Below are 18,782 nucleotides of genomic sequence, written 5' to 3'. Positions count from 1 at the left end.
AAATTGAGTTTATAACTTCCAGCGCTCTTTTCGCTCTGGTTTGGAGGAATAGCTGCATAAATTGTTAGCGTATTTGCTTGTGTAGCACCAGCTACCACTGTAACGTTGATACTAGCGGGTACTGGAGTTGATCCGTTTGCCGTAGACCCCCAAATATTACTATATCCGCTATCTTTATAAAGCTGGAAAGGGAGATTCGTAGAGTCGCCCGGCGATATCTTCGGTAGCAGTGGCAGCGCCCGCGGATTGATTCCTGCACTACCAATGTTTAAGCATAGTGTCAGGGACTGTGGGGCATCTCCTGTATTTATGCAGGAGTAACTCACTGTACCTGTCGTTGTGAAAGTAGTGTTAGTGAGGAGGTCAATAGAACCAAATTCGATATTACTGATGGATGCTGAGCATGTGACGATTGGCGCTGCCTGCGCATTCCCTGCCATCAACCACAGCACGATAGGCATCAACAATAAACTGTAACGCCATTGGAACGTCTTTATTCGCAATCTTTGCATTATTTTTGTACCTTCTGGCAGATGAGAGGGCCGAGTAATGGAATCTCATCACCCTGCTTTTGATAGTCAAAACTGACAGTGCAGCTATCACCAGAGGGGTTCATTATCTCTAGCACATTATGCTCATCCAGCGTATCCAGATATACCTCACCATCAAAACCAATGATAGTCGGTGGCACCGCCGTGTTAGTGAGCTGGCGTACCTGACTGCCAAGCGGCAGCGGTTCGTTATCACTGTCTACTAGGATAACCGATGCTGAGCGCACCGGCGTGATAACAAAGTTTACTAAGGTACCAGCACGGTCAGTTGGGGTGGACTCAATGTTCACCTTATCAATCCGCAAGTCAGCGGGCAAATCCATAGGATTGATGCCAATTTTATTGCTTTGGTAAGCATTCAGTGGCGACACCAGCAACAAGCCACGGCTATTGGTAGTACCAATAGGACTGTTTTGTAGGAGTACGGGTACATTGGCGATACCGTTAGTAGAGACTACGGCAAAACCACTATTGATTTGACGAGTAGGAAAGATTCCTCCGCCCATCATGACTAGTGAGCCTGTGCCACTAGCATAGGTAGAGTAGTTGTCATCGTTGACGCTGACGCCCGCTTGTACTCGGCCGTAGCGACCAAGGTAACTTACTTCTGCCAATCCATCATTACTGTCACTGCTACTAGAATGACTGTCTAAGCTATTGTCTATACTGTGCCTTGCTTGCGCGCGCCAGTTTATGCCGCCTGAATTTGGCGCTGAATGTGAAATATCAGCCACAAATACATCACGCTCGTCTGTATGCTGCATACTGCTATTCATCGAAATATTACGAGCTAACGAGAATGAAGCGCTGAGAGAGGCACTGCTATTAGCAGAGTCATTGATGTCTTGATTAAGATTAGCGCTCAAGCTTAGACGTCGACCAAAGGACTTACTCCAATAGGCACTGGCGAACTGTGTGGTTTGCTGATCAGCAAGTGTCACTTGGTTATAGCTCATACCAAAACTACCTAAGGATTGAGTGCTATAACCTGACGATATCTGCTCACTGCGGCGAACGGGTACAGATCCGTACTGACTGCCTACGTCACGGTAAGTCCCTTTCGTGCCTGTGGCACTGGCGCCGATATTAAAGCGACTGTTATTCCATGAGTAGCTTGTGCTGTATTGGGCACCATCTTGCCCTTGACTCTGGCTGCCCGCTAGCGAGGCAAACAAGATGCCCCCTGCACGACCTAATAGCCACGTACCGCCAACTCCGGCATTACTCAGACCTTTGGTTGCTTCGGCATGGGTTTCTGCGGTAAAGCGGTTACTCACCCCATAACGCCAAGTGCCACTAGCAGCAATATTATTACCGTAATCAAAGGACTTGTTACCATAGTTTTCGCGCACAGCGCCCAGCTCTACCGACCAGTCAGAAAGACCCGGTTGCAGTAAGCGATGGGCGTCATATAAAGAGAACTCAAGCGTAGTACTCTGCCCCAATGCATCGGTAACTATCAACTGAGCATTACCTGCGCCACTGAAGCTAGGAGCCGTCTGTAGCTCAAATGGCCCGGTTGGTACATCGCCGCTATATTGCTTAAGGCCATTCACATACAGCTCTACTGCTGAGGGCAAGGTTGCGGAACCAAAAAATGAAGGCAATGGAGTGGTTGCTCTATAGGGCTGTAAGTCAAAATTAGTCCCAAGTTGTAGACCACCTAGGCGCGTGGAGCGTGTCCATGACAGGGCGCCTGTCAGGATATCACCAGCACGAACCGTCAGCAGCTTATCAGGAAACGATTTACTCCAATTGGTATCCAAACGCACGGTGCGTCCGTCCCAATCTTTGTCATTATTGCTGCTATCCCCATTGCTGCCAGCAGAGTGAGTGGCTGTGGTCAATGCCGTGGAGCTTAGTACACCGAGGGAATTAAACGCACGCAGTTCTGTAAAAGCACTCAGATTTTTAGCACTATTCTGAGTTTGGCTAACATAAATGTTGTAGTTTAATAACATGCCTGGCGATGCAGTAGGCTTCGGACGCTGATTACTGCGCGTATTGCGTATGGTAGTGTCTAGGTTGAGTAAACTTAGAGGCGCGATAAGGCTCAGCGTTTGCTTTCGTGCATTATAGTCAATCCTGAGATCAGGCAGGCTATTTAACGGTATGGGTTCGGTGCTATCATGCGGTAGTATAAAGCCAAGTTGTTGCAATACCTCAGCGCTCGCCCAGAGTTGGTTTTCGCGGTACACGAAATTCACCAAACCAGAGCTGGTCTGATTAAGAGTGACATCTAGGTACAGATCAACTTCATCATAGTCGCTGTCTAAGCTGAGCTGAGCCTGTCTAATATTATCAATAATTGTAGAGGTAATATCTTTAGAGACAAGCTTATTTGGTTCAACAGCATGGCTGTGAGAGATAGCCATACTTTGCAACAAAGCTACTTTAGCGAATGCTATTGTCCAGTGTAACGTCCTGCATCGTTTGAGTGCCATTGATCGTTACCTTGAATTTACCGGCTATCGCACCATTTGTTATGGCGGAGGGTGGTACTTTCAGTGTCCAGTTCATAGTGGCATCTGGTAAAACATAACCCAATAAACCTTGATGTATATTAATGCTATTGCCCGCAGCATTTACAACGCTCAGGTCAATCAACTTTGCATGACCATTGCCGCTATTGCTGACGCGTAATGTTATTTGCTTACCATCTGGCTGCAAGCTATAACGCCATTGCAATTGTGGGTCAGTTTTGGCAATACCAACGGGCTGTACAAATACTGGTAAAGAATAACTTAGCGCAAATTGCAAGCCTGTCTTTTGAGTAGCAGATTTAATGGGCAACTCATTAACAAAAATTCGATAGCTATCTTCCACCGCTCCAGCACCTTGTGGCGGAGCCTTAGCGCGGATAATTCGAACCAGTTGTTTGTCACCGGGGTTGAGCTTAATCATTGGCGGACTGGCCAATAATCCTCGTGAGGGCGTGAGCTGATCGCCTGTTTCATCCTGTGACCACTGATAAATGCGCACTTGCGCACTTATCGCTTCGTCACTTGAGTTACTAAGGGTCAGGCCACTGGCGTTTTCTCTAGCTTGTAAGCTTAAAGAGATGGGAGAGACCTGTAGGCCACTCGCCATTGCTCCACTACTAAATAGTATTAAGCTAGAGAAAACAGCAGGTCTCGCAACACGGCGTAACCAGAGACTTAACATAGAAATTAATAGGCTACAGAAATATTGATAGTATCTGCATAAGGACCAGGTGTGACGTCAGCTGTACCAGTCACTGTAAGAAATATAGGAGTAGAGATGGCGGTAGCATAATCTGCGAATGCTGCAGTCTTAACTGGAGTAGTAGTACCCCAAGCAGTGCCAGTAGCTGATCCAGAAGTCAGTTTATATGCAACCAATTCTGCTCCTAATAGACCACCTTTTAGGTTACCAGTACCATCTAGGCTAGTGGTTGATGCAGGTGTCAGACCGATAGTAGCAACAGAACCTTTAGAGCAGTTTAATACAAGTGCGGTTTCTGCTGTTACAGCTTCAGTTGCTTTACCTGCTTCAGTTTTAGCGAGAACAATAGCTGCAGGAGCTGCATTTACAGTACATATTGATTCAACGTCCATACTAACGCCAAAACTACTCGAGGTAGGGCTAGCAGCATTCGCACTAGACATAGCAGCGAATCCGCCAATAGTAACTAATGTAGCGGTCATTAAAGATTTTTTAAATTGCATGGTAAAGCTCCAAGGGTTAGATTTATTAGTGTTCCGATCATGTGAGGATCAATACTCAGATAAATACTGATCCACACCGTGCTATAAAGCTGAAATCACATCTTTTGGCAATCTGGAACCCGCTGGTATAGCGCACCTAGTTAACAATAACAATTCATATATATTTATATAACAATATATAAAGATTGAAACCATATTCCAAAAATTGTATATAAATTGTAACATGTTATGTGTACACATGCTCACTGAAGTTACAATTAAGCTCATTAATCGGCTAATAAACTACCCAAAATAGTCTGGCATAATGGAACTATTCACATAAAATCAGTTTGCTTACCAATACAGCAAGTAACAACCAAAGCTTTTATTTAATTATTTAAGTTCAATAAGCGGCTAAGTCAGAGTATTTACCACTATTTAGGAACCCCCTTTTTCATCCAATTGAGTTAAAATCATCACTTCGATTTTATCTTTAATTGCGACCAAATCTAGCCTAAAAGCATCTACTTGCTCGTTTAGTTTTTCTTCATATTCTTCGGGTACACTATAGGTTCTAACCTCTTCTATTGTTATCAATCGCTCTCTCAAAGAGTTTTTGATTACCCCAAGCTCATAAACTGATAGTTCCTTATCATTACTCATTGCTTACTTCTTTTTTAAAGGATTAAAGGGGAGGGAAAGGCAATACCGAGCTAAGATACTTACTACGTTGAAAAAAGGTGAATAGTCAGTCTTCAATTTTAGGTGGGCAATATAATGGAATTATGATATGCAAGTCAATTTATATATTTCAATTTATAGATTTTTACTTAACTGTAATGAAAAAGTCGCATGTAAAAAATTACTTTTAAAGTAATTTGACTTAGTTTGTCTCATAGACAGATTGATATCATAGTTCTTCATCGAACGTTATAAACAGCTGTAATGAACATTTGCTAAAAAAGCACTTGAACACTAGGCGACCAACTATCACCCTAACTTCTCTATTAGGAAGATTGGGAATTTAGCTCGATTTATATGACTGGAAGTAGCATGTCAGGATAGTGTTTTTATGTAAGCCTCTTAATAAAAATAATATAGATTAGCTTGTTAATGTAAGAAGAGGCGGCCATTTTATTAGGAATATCTAATGCTTTATTTTTATTTGTAAATAGCTGATATATAAGGCTTTACACGCGAGGCAAGAAGGCGTTATTTACAGAAACAGGAACTGTTTTACTACGTAGCTGTGTTAAGAACGGCGTCTTTACCTCATTCAATTTCGATCCATTATGCCGACTCAATATATCCTTTAGTCTTTATCTAAACGCATCACTAACGTCATATTAAAATCGATTTAATGCAGTAAGGCTTGATAATAACCATTATGTTGCATTCATAATCACTTTTCTGCAAAATGGCTTATCTATAATCGCTTGAGCCACTCATGATCAATACCCACAACTCAGACCCTATTGGCGCAGCATGGCTTATCCGCGATGCAAGCATCGATCTGGTTTCCCCTTTATATGTCAGCAGTAGTATCGGTGGGCGCAGGCAAACCTATAAAGAGGATGACGTTATCCATAACGCTTATCAGGAAACGGCGCGTCCACTGGATACTATCATTGCCCACTTACAGTTCCACATGCGTCATGAAGTACTGAGTTTAGAATTACTGACTCGTTTGTTTGAGCAGATAGGTGCGGATGACGTACAAGCATGGGTAAACAATGAGCCCACAGGCAGCTATGCCCGTAGAATGGCTTTCTTGTATGAATGGCTCATGGGTCAGCAGTTAGTAGTACCGAGCAATTTAGGCGGTAACTATGTGGATGCTCTAGATGCTAAGAAGCTGGTTACTTCAAGCCCTGTGCAGGTTATCAAGAACGCTCGCTGGCGTATCAATGATAATCTAGCAGGAACCCGTCATTTCTGTCCTCAACTGGTTAAAACAGAGTCGTTTACACAAGCGGCAGCACTCGATATTGCCACGATGGTTGACAAGCTGAACGATGAATTTGGGCAAGACTTACTGATGCGCGCCTCCGTATGGATGACATTACGAGAAAGTAAAGCCAGCTTTACCATAGAGGGAGAAGGGAAAGAGTTAAAACGCATTGAACGTTTTGCCGATGTGATGGCACGGCGCACCGGTAAGGGCGACATTCCACTTGACCCTGAATCACTGGCAGAATTACAACAAGAGATATTGGGGAGTAAAACGGTTATTCAGCAGTATGGCATCCGTCAATCGCCAGTTTTTGTGTCGCATACTCAGGTCAATGGCTTTAAAGAGATTGTGCACTACATCGCCCCACCTGCCGATGACATTGTTAATAAGTTAGCAGGGTTACAGGCATTTATGGAAAAGACTGAGGGACAATCGGCACTGATACGTAGTGCGGTTGCCTCCTTTGCTTTTGTCTATATTCATCCGCTGGCGGATGGCAATGGCCGAATACATCGCTTCTTAATTAACGATGTCCTCAGACGAGACCAGGTGATTCATGAGCCAATTATCTTACCTATATCACAAGCCATTGCTGAGCATCCCTCAGACCGTCATGCCTATGATAAGATTTTAGACCGTGTGTCTGTGCCGCTCATGAAGCAAATCCGTGATCATTACAGCTTTGATAAACAGGCGATTACTTACCCTGATGGTATTCGTTCAAACTTAAATTTTGAAGACAGTCACCTTATTCAACCGGCATGGCGCTTTATGGATCTGACGCCTCACGTTCAGTACTTATCAGGACTGATTGCTCATGTTATTGAAAAAGAGATGCATAACGAGTCACAGTACCTAATGCAACATGACCAGGCACGACTGGCGATAAAAGAGATTGTTGAGATGCCCAATAGCTATGCCGATAGAATCATTCGCAGCATGCTACAAAATAAGGGCGCTAAAAGTAATAAGCTACTCAAGGATTATCCGTTTTTAGCAAATGAGGCAGTTTGGGATGATATTTTCTCTGTTGTTGTAGAGACATTTAAAGATGAGACAGATGATTTGAAGAGGTAGAGCAAACCCTGCTATATGCAGGGATTTCCACCTTGATAATCAATCTGTTATAAATATCACCGTTACGATGATAATTCGACTATAAAATTTTAGGCTGAGATATCCTAGCCTAAAAAGTAATCAATATTGTTCTTAACCCTAATTAGGCTAATAAACTACTTAAAACAGACTGTATCACAGGAACTGCTGATAACCGACCATTGTAATTTGACAAGTCTTAATACAGACGCTCAAAATAATTTTGAGTATTTGAGTATTTGAGTATTTGAGTATTTGAGTATTTGAGTATTTGAGTATTTGAGTATTTGAGTATTTGAGTAAAATGTGGTTTTTTTTAATAATATAATGCGGCAAACGAATCAAGCAATTTAAAACAAGATCAATATGTCAGCTTTCATATGTACGTTTTAAAAGGTATGCATGAACACATATCAAAGTATCTCTTTACTTTTTCCTAATATCTGTACAGATATGAGTACATATATAGTGTATACTAGTGTGGTAATTAACCTGCAATGATAGGTCATATAACTAACATAATTAAACCCGGAGTAACTATTATGGACGTTGTGAACTACACTGATTTTAGAAAGAGCTTAGCAAAATATATCGATAAGGTAGATACTGATAAAGGCCCGATATTAATTACAAGACAAAATGCTAAACCGACGGTATTGATGAGTTTAGAAGAGTTTAACTCGTATGAGGAAACACTGCATCTGTTAAGCAGCCCTACCAATGCCAAGCGTCTAAGACGCTCTATTGCTGATGCTAAAGCTGGTCGCCTGATTAAACGTGAGATTGATACCAAGGACACGCCCCTCACTTTTGATGATGAGGTAGACGCTTGATACTATCTTGGACTGAAGATGCGTGGGAGGACTATGAGTACTGGCAAAAAACCAGTAAAGACAAAGTCAAGCAGATCGGTAAGCTGATCAAAGCCATCAAACGTGACCCATTTGAGGGTATTGGCAAACCTGAACCGCTCAAACATGACCTTGCAGGCTACTGGTCTCGTCGTATTGATCAAGAGCATAGACTAGTTTATGAAGTTCAAAATGACGCTATTATTATCGTTCAATGCCGTTATCACTATTAAGTAAGAATATGACAGCTTAAAAAAAGCGCCTGATTTAAAATCAGGCGCTTTTTTGTAGTGATAGGTATATATTTACTGCCCATAAGCAGTCAACTGACGCGAGTACCTAGCCACGACCTATATTTGAGAATAGCTATGGTCAAATTTTAAGAGACTTGCGATGATGTACCGCTTCTTAGTACCGCGTGCAAAACCTTGCATCTGACGACTACGGCGGCCTTCATAGTGGACCACCCCAGTATTGCCAGAAACTTAACGTCTTGTGAGGATGTACTAAGTGCTAACTTCAAAATAATTGAAATGCTTACGCTAAATGATGACAAGAAAAGCCTAAGCAATTTAACGAAGAACTAGATATTAAAAACCTAGTCTATATGACAAATAAAAAAATGCCTCTGGCAGTTGACTCCCAGAGGCATTTAGTTTTAAATATAGTTAACGGTTACAGAGTGCGTCAACACGCTGTAACGAACAAATAAGCATGTGCAGTGCGTTATTTGAACAGCACAAAGTGCCCGTATAAGTGCATTTTATCTTAAAGTCTGCTCAATATCAATATACCTACCGTATACTTATTCGCTCGTTACATCCGAGTGCTGCTCTCTCTGTAATTGTTACCCGTCAAATGGGTGGCAGGCCTCGGTGACGACTGCGTTTGACATAAGGGTGAGCTCCCTACAGGGGTGACTAGACAAAGGATCAGAGCAACGCAATGAGTGGTTACTCGTGCATATCGTAGCGGTATATTGGGCAAACGCCCTTGCTAGCGTATGACAGCACAGTAGCGGTTAAGGGCGTGTCTAGGCGGTGCTATCAGCCGTAATCTTAACAACCGTAGCTTGATACAGTGATACGGTCTTGATGACGCGATGGGCGATGAAGTCGGCATGACTAATCACATCAAATCTAAGGAATGCACTAAAGCGTTTGTGAGTATGATAAAAATACTCATAAATGCTTTAGGGTGAGTGTTCCTTGAAATCTGCTCAAGGCTCCAAAATCAGCATATAAATACTTAGGCTAATTTAAGTATTGTATAGCCCACTAGGCTATACACTATAATAGTCCAGAGAAAAATTTAGAATATTTATTATACAACAGTCACTTATTCAGTGAGTCGATATTGTCATGGTTGATTCATAAGCTTAGTGTTAATAGAACAAGATCTATGTCTTAGGCAAAGTCTTTTCCACACTCTTAACTGTTCTTTTATTTAATCAGCACCCGAATCATTATTTTTATTCTGAGCGACAGCCAGCTCGCTTTGCGCCTTCTTAAGCTCAGTTTGTAACGCTGTCACTCGTCCCTGCTCTGATAGGTAATTAGTTGATAGCTCATCATACTGCTTATTCAATAATCTATGCTCGGCTTCAACATTAGCTTGCGTTTGAGTCAGCTGATCATATAGTCCTGACAACTTATCACGTTCAGCGGTTATCGCCTTTAGCTCTCCTTTCACCTCTGCCGTGACGGTCGTTATCTCATTGCGCTCAGTAGTCACCGTTTTTAGCTCAACCTTGACCGCTTCAAGCTCTGTCTTCAAACGTGCGATCTCTGCTTTATCACTCTCAGCTGTGGCCTCAAGCTTAGCCACTGTTGATACACTGGCACTTAGCTCTGTAGACTGCTTATGAAGCGCCGCTTGTGCCTCAATAAGCTGCGCCTGCGTAGTATCCGCTTTAATGCGTTCAAGCTCTAGCTGGTGCTGAGTATCACTTAGCGTCTGTTTAAGATTGTCACGTTCAGCTGTGGCCTGATTCGCTTTTATAGCTTCCGTCTCTGCCGTCGCCATTACCTCGTCCAGCTGCTCTAATAAATCAGACTGCTCACCTTCCAACGTCTTCACTGCCTCTTGCGCCTCGTCCGTCTCAGCTTGCCCCTTCGCCTTAATGACCTCTAGCGCCTCACGCTCTTTCACCAGCCGATCATTGGCCATATCAATAGCCGTCTGCCACACATCCGCACCAAGCGTATGCAAGCGCTCAGTGATACCACTGGGCAAGTCCACCTGTCTTAACTGCTCCTCCTCGTGGTGATCCTGTCGCCAGGACTTCATCGCCTCACTGATGGTAGTGAATGAGCCACCACCTAGCGCTTTACGTACCTCAGCCAATGTCGGCTTGATACCTTGTTCTTGTAGTTGGTCAGCGGTGGCATGAATTTGCTGTGTCGTAATCGCCATGATGGTCATCCTTAATTTTGTAGGATCAGATAGTATTTTTATACATTGTATTGTAGTATGATATTATATACAACATACTACAATACAATGTATAAAAAAACCTCAAGGTATCTTAAGGTCTCTGGTCTGATGATAGCATTAATGATCAAGCAGATACTCTTCTAGTGCGTCATTAATCACGTCTTAGTAGTTACCGCCTGTTTGTTGGTCCCTGTCTTTAAATTTGGCGATGATGCTTGGATTGATGACGCTTGCTTCAGTAGAGGGCGCTTGTGGCTCGATGCTGCTACAGATAGCACTTGACCAGTGGGTGACTTCTGGGATATCCGACAAATCTAGATTGTCGCCCGGCAGTAGTGTGGCCAGATGTTGTACATCCTTTTGCTGTTTGCCCGTTAACGGCGGCAGTTCATCTAAGTGACATCTAATACTGTTCATAAAACCTTCTTTCAGCTTTGGTGGCACGCTTTGCAGAAATGATTCTTATGACTCCACCACTGTTTATCTCTCTTTGTGTATAGCAACCAATAGTACAGCTGTGTCGTTCACTTCACCTAGTGCTTACCACTGATCCTCGCCATTTTCATGCCGATCTTGTTGACGCAGACATAAAGAATCAAGAAACACACGCACTACTACGTCAAATGATCATCGATACTTTTGCTGATTGATGATTTTTTTATCCCACCCAAATTCAATCATCTACCATTAACACCGTGTAAGTTTTGACGGTTCTCATTCTTGATCCCATCAGCTAGCGTATTTATGCCAGATGTCGCTTGATACTCAAAAGATAGCGGCACTGTTTTTGTCTGCGCCACTCGTGTGAGAAATAATTTAATTGCTTGCGACGGCGTTAAACCATAACTTTCAAACACGGCAAAAGCACTATCTTTGAGTTCTTGCTCAAGCCGGATATTATAATTAGTTGTTGTCATTGCATCACTTGTCGTTTACGTAGGTACGCTTAATATAAGCCAGTTGTATAGGCAAAATACATTAATCACTTTCTTCTATTCTATTTTTACTGCTTAGGATAGGTATAGCCTACCGCCAGCAAATGCTTTTTGTGAGTCTTTAAAAAAGCTTCATCTCTTAATTGGGTATGTAACCAGCTGATCACTTCTTGGGTACTTTTTCCTGAAGGCGCATAGCTACCAAATGAGGCATAGTTGGCCAACAGAGGAGCAAAACGGTCAATCTGTTTGACGGTTAAGGATGGTATATCTCTATTCCCATTATTCTGATTTAGCTCTTTAAGATTTTTTTTCTTAGTAGGCTTAGCTTTAACCGTGAATGTCAAACCCGTGACGGTACGTCCACGTTTGATGTTCTCATAAGTTATTTTAATGTCAGTTTTTTCCGTTATTTCTTCAACGCTTGGATTGATAACTCGAGTTTTTAGGTTGTTAATACGCTCATAAGATCTAGAAAGTGTCAGCTCCTCTCTAATTTCTTCAAGCGACATTGTCCATGATGTCATACCCTCATATTTTTTGGCTAAGTGATACATATCTATTGAATACTCACCCTTTAGCTTAAGAACATCTTCTTTTTTATATTTGGTGAATGGGTTATTTTCATCAAAAACTTTTAACATCAGTAATACTTCATCTGTAAAACACAGAGATACATAGCCATCTTCATATATTGATCTGATAACCCACTGAACATTGACACGGCTACCGCGTTCGTTTCTATAACTAAAGAACCGCCGCATCATTTTATCACTAGCATTTTTTAATTGCGTATAAGCAGAATCCACCTGAATATTGCAAGCCTCTGCAAATGCTTTTGCGGTTATTTCTATAGTGTCTCTTTCAGTAGCATCTTTCAGACGTACTACTGAACTAGCAAGCAGTAGTAGCCGTTTTTCATCAAGCGTCATTTCATAAAATGCTTGTAAAATACGATTTTGCATAACAACCCAGTTTGCAGGATACTTCTTTTCATATAGATCAACTTGATTGCTCATAGCTGTGCCTTAATGCTCATTATTTTCTAATTGTAGCATATTACCTGCTGATTGTAGCTTTTAACCTAGCTGATTGTAGCTTTAACCTAGCTGATTGTAGCTTTAACCTAGCTGATTGTAGCTTTATAGACTATAAGACCCTTTACCAGAAAGGCCTGCAAGCTGCCTAAAAGTATTTAAAAGTATTTAAAAGTAAAAAATATATTTTTGGTTTAAATTCTAAAAAAATGACTCAATAGCTAAATCTAAGACTATATTTTGGACCTATAGTTTGTATTTTAGAATGGGAAGAAAGACAGTAAACAGACGTTATAGGCTACACTCAATGATTAAAATACGACTGTAGATAATCAGAAGAGATACTATAAAATTCTAAAACGCTATGAAACGCCCTATAGGCACTAAGAAAAAATTAAACTAATGAATCGTACCTAAATAACAATTAAAAGCCTTGTAGGTGCCTTTAATCGTCAATTAAGCCTATCTACGACTTATATTTCTTAGTATAATCACAGATCAAGCTTAAATAGTAAGCGTTACCTCAGTGAACAGTCCACGTTGGGTAATCTCTGAAAACTACTGTACCTTGCAATCAAAGATTCGATTTATACACCTCTCAATCATAATGATCTATTATTTGCATTGTCATCAAAAGATAAGTTTTCTTGACTGTTCGATGTATTCTTCGGTGGCGTAAAACTGCTGGGTATAACCTTTGCTTTAGCTTCCAACTTCTTTGCAATCAACTTGATTAATTCACGATGTCTTTTCAAGCGTAGATACTTAGTATTACCATACTCAGCCATAAATATTTTTTGTAGCTCATTATTATCGTCATCATCCAATGCATTGGCTAACCACTCGCCCAATACTTGATAAACCTCATTTCTGTCTTGATCTATCTCATATTTAAGTGCTTTTAACTGTGACATCTTATCGGCGAATAAATCATCTGATACGATCGACATTTGAACATCCTTTTTAAGTCAAATATGATAGAGTTAATCCTAGCAGCACATACCTACTGATGCAAGGTTGTAAAATACACAAGACCACATCATTTTGTGGGCGCAGTAGTATTTTAACCCTCTGTTAAGAGCGAACTTAGGAGTTTGTGTAAAAAAGACCCACGAGGGGTACTGTTTTTTTACACAAACTCCGTCTTTCGGCAGGGGGCGATCCCCCTACAACCCCCAAAAAAACATCTTTCAATTTCGGATTTTTTGTGATGAGTAATAAAGGTTTTCATCTATCGGTTAGCGCCATTAGTAAGGCAAAAAATCATAGTGTGTTGGCAAAATCAGCCTATAATTCCGGCTCAAAACTGATTGATGAGCAGTCGGGGGAAGTGAATGATTACACCAATAAAACTAAAGATAAGGTTTTAAATTTAGTTGACAGTGATGGCATTAAGTACACGCAAGTTATTGAAAAAAATGTGATGCATACAGCGTTAATAACGCCAACCATTGCTGGGGATTTGGCAGTGACACGTGAGAGTTTTTGGAATGATATTGAGCGTGTTGAGACTCGTAAAAATGCGCAATTGGGTACTGAGATTGATGTAATGTTTCCTGAGGGGATAACGGCTGATCAGCGCATGGTGCTGGCCGAGCGCTACGCTCAAATCTTATCTGATCGCTATAATGTGCTTGTCGATGTGGCCATCCATCGACCTCACAGTCATGAGAAACATGTGGGGAAAGGTGAAGTAGTTGAGCTGACCAGCATTAACTTTCATGCCCATATTTTACTCTCAAGCCGTGAGATATTATCAGATGCAGATGCAGATGCAGATGCAGATGCAGATGCAGATGCAGATGCTGATGGTTATGCCTTATCAAAGCGTAAAAACTGGTTGCAGTGGTCAACCGGTGAGCGGCTATCCAAAGGACTAAATGGGCGCGGTGATGAGCTTAAATATCAACGCACCCTTTGGGCGGATATAGCTAACGAGCTATTGCCTGAGAATAAAGTGATCAATGAGAAATCGTACCGTGAGCAGGGCATTAATCGTTTGCCAAAAATGAAACTGGGCAAGTCATTGTATAAGGATGTCTTAAAAGGTAAGCGCTCAGTGATTCATGAGTACAACGAGACGATTGATGAGATCAATGCCTACATCGAAAAAAATGGTCTGGTAATTGAGTATCACGACAAGGGTCGCATTGATCTTGAGAGCAACGCCCAAGAGGATAATGGCGTTACAGTACATTATAAAAAGCGTAAACCCTTTGCACGACTTGAGCTTAGTAATATCCGCTTGGTAGATCCCGCCGTTGAACTTACACCCGCTACCCTTAAAAAGGATAGTCAGACTCATAGTGATGTGGCCAATGATCACGCACTTGATGATCTTTTAGCGATCTCAGACGACTTTGAGCAGCAAAAAAAGATGGTACGCAGTGCCTTATTCTCAACTATTGATACACTGCATGAAGAGTTAGCACACCAGTCTAAACAGACCATCACCATTGACAAAAATATTAAAAACACGTCGCAGTTCACCGAGGAGGTGGGACAGGATTACAGCACGTCCCGCCAAAAAATGATTGAGCTTGCCAAGCAAATAAACACAAAAGAGCAAAGCGAGGCTCTAAAGGTGGCTTTAGCTTTAGTTGAGAAGTTTAGACAAGACGACACCCTACAAACGGGCCGTGCTGTTACCAGTCTTGAGAAGCAGCTGTCACAGATTGATAAAATAGTGCTGAACAATAAAGCGGTGCTAAAAAAGCTGATCCCGCTTAATAATGAAGTCATTGCTGACCACAAAGGGTTAAAGGCCACCCTAAAACCGTTTGCCACAAAGCTTAATAAACTGGCGACTGGCTTTAAAGCGCTTGATGAGATTGATATTGAAAAATCCGACTTATCCTTACAGTGGGATCAAGCGTTTGCGGATCTACAAGAGATAGATGTCACCAATAACATGGACACTTATCATAAGTTTGCCGCATTTGCAGATCTGGATGTTGAGCGCTTTAAGTACTTTCGAGAAGAGCGTGAGGCGCTCAGTACGTTAAAAGCGGTAGAGATAGACGCGGATGCTGACACTCGTTTAACGGCATTGGCTGCTGATGTTAAAGCGTTTAAGACCGCCAATAATGAAGACATCCAACAGTTAAAGCAGCAAATCACCACCAGTGAAAAAACCTACCAGCGCCTATCGCCGTTTTATGAGCAGCGCCGTGAGCTACTTGATCAAAGCGGCGCGGTAATTTCCCAAGACGATGAGCTATATGATGAGATTGTCAGTACCAAAACTACCCAATTGAACGCCGCTCGACTTGATGAGTGGCGTACCCGCACCATAGCGCTACATCAGCAGCTCATAAAAGCGCATGAACAAGCTGAACTCGAGAACAAAGCCAAGCTTGAGCGAGAGGCGGCAGATAAGAGACGGCAAGCACAACAACAAAAAGAGCAAGAGCAGGCCGCCCTTGCCCGCACCCGACTGGCAGAGACTGAGGCATATCAGGATAGGTTTGATAATGTGGTTGTACGGGTTAAGCGCCATGTTGATGAGATCGACTTTAAAGTCATTGATACGGCTGCTACGGTGATAGCGGCGGCTGAAAAATTGGCTGCTGAGGCCTTTATTTTAGAAGCGCTTCAGCAGACGGATGACTTTACGGGGTTGCAACAGCGTTTGCGAGATACGGATGAAAAACGGGTGGTGATAGACGTTGAGCAATCTACCCAAACACTATTACAAGCGTTACGCACGCTTCCTGACGACCGCCATAAAATGGACGCCATAAACGCACTCAATAAGCGCTTTGAGCGGGTTCCTGACATCCACGTGGACACAAAAACCTTAACTCAAACCTTGTCGACACAAGTGCTAGAGGTGGAAAATGATATTCAAGCAAAAACGCGCCGTTACTCGTCACCACGCCCATTTTAGCGGCGATTATTATCATAATGAGCACCTACTATGAATAAAAACGACAGCACTGAACAAGACGTACACGATCAACTCATCAACTTGGTGACCACTCTGGGACCGGTGATTAAAGCCTTACGTGAGCTTATTAAGCAAGCCGATGATGCGGTGGCAACGCGGCTTGAGCGCTCCCTTGGTCGTATTGATGGCACTGTGAATGAGGTGACCGCTGCTATTAAAGTACTCGGCGGTAGCGCAAGCACGACATCAAAGGCATTGAATCAGTATCAAACGCTTGTCCTAGAGCAGCTACAAGCAGCAGTGGTGCTGTTTACTGAAAATGAGATGCCCAGTCGGTATGATGACAAGATCAAACAGCTCATTGATGACATAAAACAGCAGATAGACACTGCTTTAGAGACGATAGTGACCACTAAGAGCGACAGCCTAGAGGCTCAAGTGAGTTCCATGCAAGTGGTTGCTGATAAGCTTGATGATAGCGCGGCAAGCCTTGCACTATTTACCAGCCAGTACCACGCTGGTCATGAGCAGATTATTACCGATATTGAAACGTTTGAGACTTCCACAAAAGAACGGATTGGAAAGGTAAAAAAGGATACAGATAAAGACTTAGATAAGATTTACAAATCAATTGAGTCCATGAGCATTAAAAGGATAGCAGCAGCGGCGGCTGCTGCTACGGCTGCGATGGTGATTAGTCTGGTGGCACTTGTCTTTTGGTATGTCCCAAGCCTAGCTAATATTAACGATCTAAGAGAACAGCAAGCAGTGCTGCAACAAGGCATTGATGAGCTAGAGACGGGATGGAAGCAGGCCTTTAATAACGCTCGAAGTCAGCAGCTTATTTTGGCTTGTGATGTCAATGAAGAACAGCCCGATGTGATCAGCTGGTGCGTTAGAGCAGACAGCAAAAGCGTTTTGAGAGATGAGAAAGGCTTTGTTTATTATAAAATAGCTGAGGTGCAGCGAGAGAGATCGGCTGAGTAAGAGTAGAGATAATAGTGAACTACACCGTCCAAAGAGGACTTTATAGGCTTAGGGTGGTTTAGAAAATTGTAAGCGCATTCTTAGGTTAGATATTGGCAGCTGATAGACTTGGTAAAGAATGAGTCTCCTAGAAAATATAATACTTAAAAAATGGTTCGTTTGGCTCCTGTTATCTTTGTTTATGTTAAAAAGCCACCGATATAGCGTCTGTTAAATTTTTATGGCTAGGTATACGGTAAATACTGTATAGCTAGAACAGCTAAAGGCCAGATAATGATGGATCATCTGGCTCTTAAGGTTGTTGATCATTAGATCTGTAAGTGTAGGCTAAAACGGTTATGCCACTTGGTCGGTGTGAGCTATGACCAAATCAATAAATGCGGTTTCAAGGGTGCTTAAAGCATAATCGTCAACTATAAGACCGTCATCTAGCAGTCGTTGAACCCAGACATAAACCGCTTCATCATTATAAAGAATAGTATTAACACCAAGTAATGATGCCAACTGTACGCCTTGCTGTATTTGCAAATTTAATAATAGCTGAGAAGCTAAAGTTTTAGTCTGTACGCTGAACCATGTGCAGCTGTTGAGCCGCGATAAATTGGTGTTCATGTGTATTCTCCTGTAGATTATTATATATTAATAAAGGTTTAAATGACTTCCTAAAGGTCAAATTATACCTATATTTTAATCTTTTGCAAGACAAAATAATCTTCTACAGGTCTTTTTGTTTTTTTTGAAGGTAATAAAGGGTTATAAGTGAGGTTGTTTACGCTGGCGACTCACTGCCGTCCTCAGTTATGATTTCGTATAAATCACCAACATTGATTCTAAGATAAGTGCATAAAGACTCGATGACATCTAGATCAACTCGGGTGGCTTCTTCATGGTACATGCGAGTAATGGTGCCACGATTAATGCCAGTATCTCTTGAGATGTCGGCAATTTTAAGGCGTCTTTCACCCATGATGGTAGATAAGTGACACTTCACCATAGTGGTTTCCTCATTAGCGGTTAGTAGTTTTTGATTGGTGAGCGGATTATAACGAATATGAGCTGATGAAGTATTCCTTTTGGTAGCTCAAATTGCTATTCAATAGCAGTAATTTATGTATTAGTAGGTAGTTTAATATGCTGGTATCAGTCTTTGCCACATGGCGTCTATCATGATTGCTGTATTTTATTTGGAAAGGGCGGCGCTATTTTAACTATGCCATATTGCTATTGGTAGTGATGTGACGTATATTTTTAGATATACTTATATACTTATATACTTATATACTTATATACTTATATACTTATATACTTATATACTTATATACTTATATACTTATATACTTATATACTCAATACATACTACAGGGATCTGTATTTATGAA

General features: G+C 41.8%; 16 protein-coding genes and 1 pseudogene. 5 read left to right on the top strand and 12 right to left on the bottom strand.

From position 1 onward, the window contains the following. Window positions 1-20 precede the first annotated feature (20 nt). From FQ082_RS13230 to FQ082_RS12460, 5 genes and pseudogenes are all read right to left on the bottom strand, one after another. Window positions 21-440 (bottom strand): annotated as a pseudogene (locus FQ082_RS13230) (spore coat protein U domain-containing protein); the annotation flags it as partial. Window positions 441-511: 71 nt separating this feature from the next. Beyond that, window positions 512-2,926, bottom strand: a complete 2,415-nt coding sequence (locus tag FQ082_RS12475; RefSeq protein ID WP_262498226.1) for a fimbria/pilus outer membrane usher protein — start codon at window positions 2,924-2,926, stop codon at window positions 512-514. A gap of 19 nt (window positions 2,927-2,945) precedes the next feature. Further along, window positions 2,946-3,716 carry a molecular chaperone gene (locus tag FQ082_RS12470; protein WP_188018959.1) on the bottom strand — a complete coding sequence of 257 codons (771 nt, stop codon included), beginning with the start codon at window positions 3,714-3,716 and terminating at the stop codon, window positions 2,946-2,948. 5 nt (window positions 3,717-3,721) lie between these two features. Beyond that, window positions 3,722-4,240 carry a spore coat protein U domain-containing protein gene (locus FQ082_RS12465; protein WP_149493388.1) on the bottom strand — a complete coding sequence of 173 codons (519 nt, stop codon included), beginning with the start codon at window positions 4,238-4,240 and terminating at the stop codon, window positions 3,722-3,724. Window positions 4,241-4,657: 417 nt separating this feature from the next. Further along, window positions 4,658-4,882: a hypothetical protein gene (locus FQ082_RS12460; RefSeq protein ID WP_149493386.1), complete on the bottom strand. Its 225-nt coding sequence runs from the start codon at window positions 4,880-4,882 to the stop codon at window positions 4,658-4,660. 784 nt (window positions 4,883-5,666) lie between these two features. On the opposite strand from FQ082_RS12460, the gene FQ082_RS12455 reads away from it, so the two are divergent. The 3 genes from FQ082_RS12455 to FQ082_RS12445 all read left to right on the top strand — a co-directional run bounded on the left by FQ082_RS12455 (window position 5,667) and on the right by FQ082_RS12445 (window position 8,352). After that, complete coding sequence (locus tag FQ082_RS12455; protein ID WP_149493385.1) at window positions 5,667-7,250, top strand: Fic family protein; 1,584 nt, start codon at window positions 5,667-5,669, stop codon at window positions 7,248-7,250. Window positions 7,251-7,810: 560 nt separating this feature from the next. After that, entirely contained in the window at window positions 7,811-8,101 is a 291-nt protein-coding gene (locus FQ082_RS12450) for a type II toxin-antitoxin system Phd/YefM family antitoxin (RefSeq protein ID WP_149493383.1), read from the top strand. Next, window positions 8,098-8,352, top strand: a complete 255-nt coding sequence (locus tag FQ082_RS12445; RefSeq protein WP_149493381.1) for a Txe/YoeB family addiction module toxin — start codon at window positions 8,098-8,100, stop codon at window positions 8,350-8,352. The genes FQ082_RS12450 and FQ082_RS12445 overlap by 4 nt, the downstream gene beginning before the upstream one ends. 1,213 nt (window positions 8,353-9,565) lie before the next feature. On the opposite strand, the gene FQ082_RS12435 is transcribed toward FQ082_RS12445, so the two are convergent. From FQ082_RS12435 to FQ082_RS12415, 5 genes are all read right to left on the bottom strand, one after another. Continuing rightward, window positions 9,566-10,534, bottom strand: coding sequence for a DNA-binding protein (locus FQ082_RS12435; protein WP_188018958.1), 969 nt, complete (start codon window positions 10,532-10,534; stop codon window positions 9,566-9,568). 183 nt (window positions 10,535-10,717) lie between these two features. Further along, window positions 10,718-10,972, bottom strand: coding sequence for a hypothetical protein (locus FQ082_RS12430; RefSeq protein WP_262498225.1), 255 nt, complete (start codon window positions 10,970-10,972; stop codon window positions 10,718-10,720). 260 nt (window positions 10,973-11,232) lie between these two features. Beyond that, on the bottom strand, window positions 11,233-11,472 hold the full coding sequence (locus FQ082_RS12425; RefSeq protein WP_149493375.1) for a type II toxin-antitoxin system RelB/DinJ family antitoxin: 240 nt from the start codon (window positions 11,470-11,472) through the stop codon (window positions 11,233-11,235). 86 nt (window positions 11,473-11,558) lie between these two features. Then, entirely contained in the window at window positions 11,559-12,509 is a 951-nt protein-coding gene (locus tag FQ082_RS12420) for a replication initiation protein (RefSeq protein ID WP_149493373.1), read from the bottom strand. 620 nt (window positions 12,510-13,129) lie between these two features. Then, the gene (locus FQ082_RS12415; RefSeq protein ID WP_149493371.1) at window positions 13,130-13,477 is read right to left on the bottom strand and encodes a hypothetical protein; all 348 of its coding nucleotides are present in this window, start codon (window positions 13,475-13,477) and stop codon (window positions 13,130-13,132) included. A gap of 260 nt (window positions 13,478-13,737) precedes the next feature. Between FQ082_RS12415 and FQ082_RS12410 the strand changes: the two genes are divergently transcribed. Both FQ082_RS12410 and FQ082_RS12405 read left to right on the top strand, forming a co-directional pair. After that, window positions 13,738-16,416 carry a MobA/MobL family protein gene (locus FQ082_RS12410; RefSeq protein ID WP_149493369.1) on the top strand — a complete coding sequence of 893 codons (2,679 nt, stop codon included), beginning with the start codon at window positions 13,738-13,740 and terminating at the stop codon, window positions 16,414-16,416. Between the two features lie 30 nt (window positions 16,417-16,446). Next, a complete protein-coding gene (locus FQ082_RS12405; RefSeq protein WP_149493367.1) occupies window positions 16,447-17,403 on the top strand; it encodes a hypothetical protein in 957 nt (318 codons plus the stop codon). Between the two features lie 336 nt (window positions 17,404-17,739). Here the strand turns inward: FQ082_RS12405 and FQ082_RS12400 are convergent, their stop codons facing one another. Together FQ082_RS12400 and FQ082_RS12395 are read right to left on the bottom strand one after the other, a co-directional pair. Further along, on the bottom strand, window positions 17,740-18,015 hold the full coding sequence (locus FQ082_RS12400; RefSeq protein WP_149493365.1) for a hypothetical protein: 276 nt from the start codon (window positions 18,013-18,015) through the stop codon (window positions 17,740-17,742). A 157-nt stretch (window positions 18,016-18,172) separates the two neighbouring features. Next, window positions 18,173-18,397, bottom strand: coding sequence for a helix-turn-helix domain-containing protein (locus tag FQ082_RS12395; RefSeq protein ID WP_149493363.1), 225 nt, complete (start codon window positions 18,395-18,397; stop codon window positions 18,173-18,175). Window positions 18,398-18,782 lie beyond the last annotated feature (385 nt).

This window comes from Psychrobacter sp. ANT_H56B (assembly GCF_008369245.1).
GTDB classification, from domain to species: Bacteria; Pseudomonadota; Gammaproteobacteria; order Pseudomonadales; family Moraxellaceae; genus Psychrobacter; species Psychrobacter cryohalolentis.
Note: the sequence above shows the minus strand (reverse complement) of the source record. Positions and strands in the feature narration are given on the sequence as shown.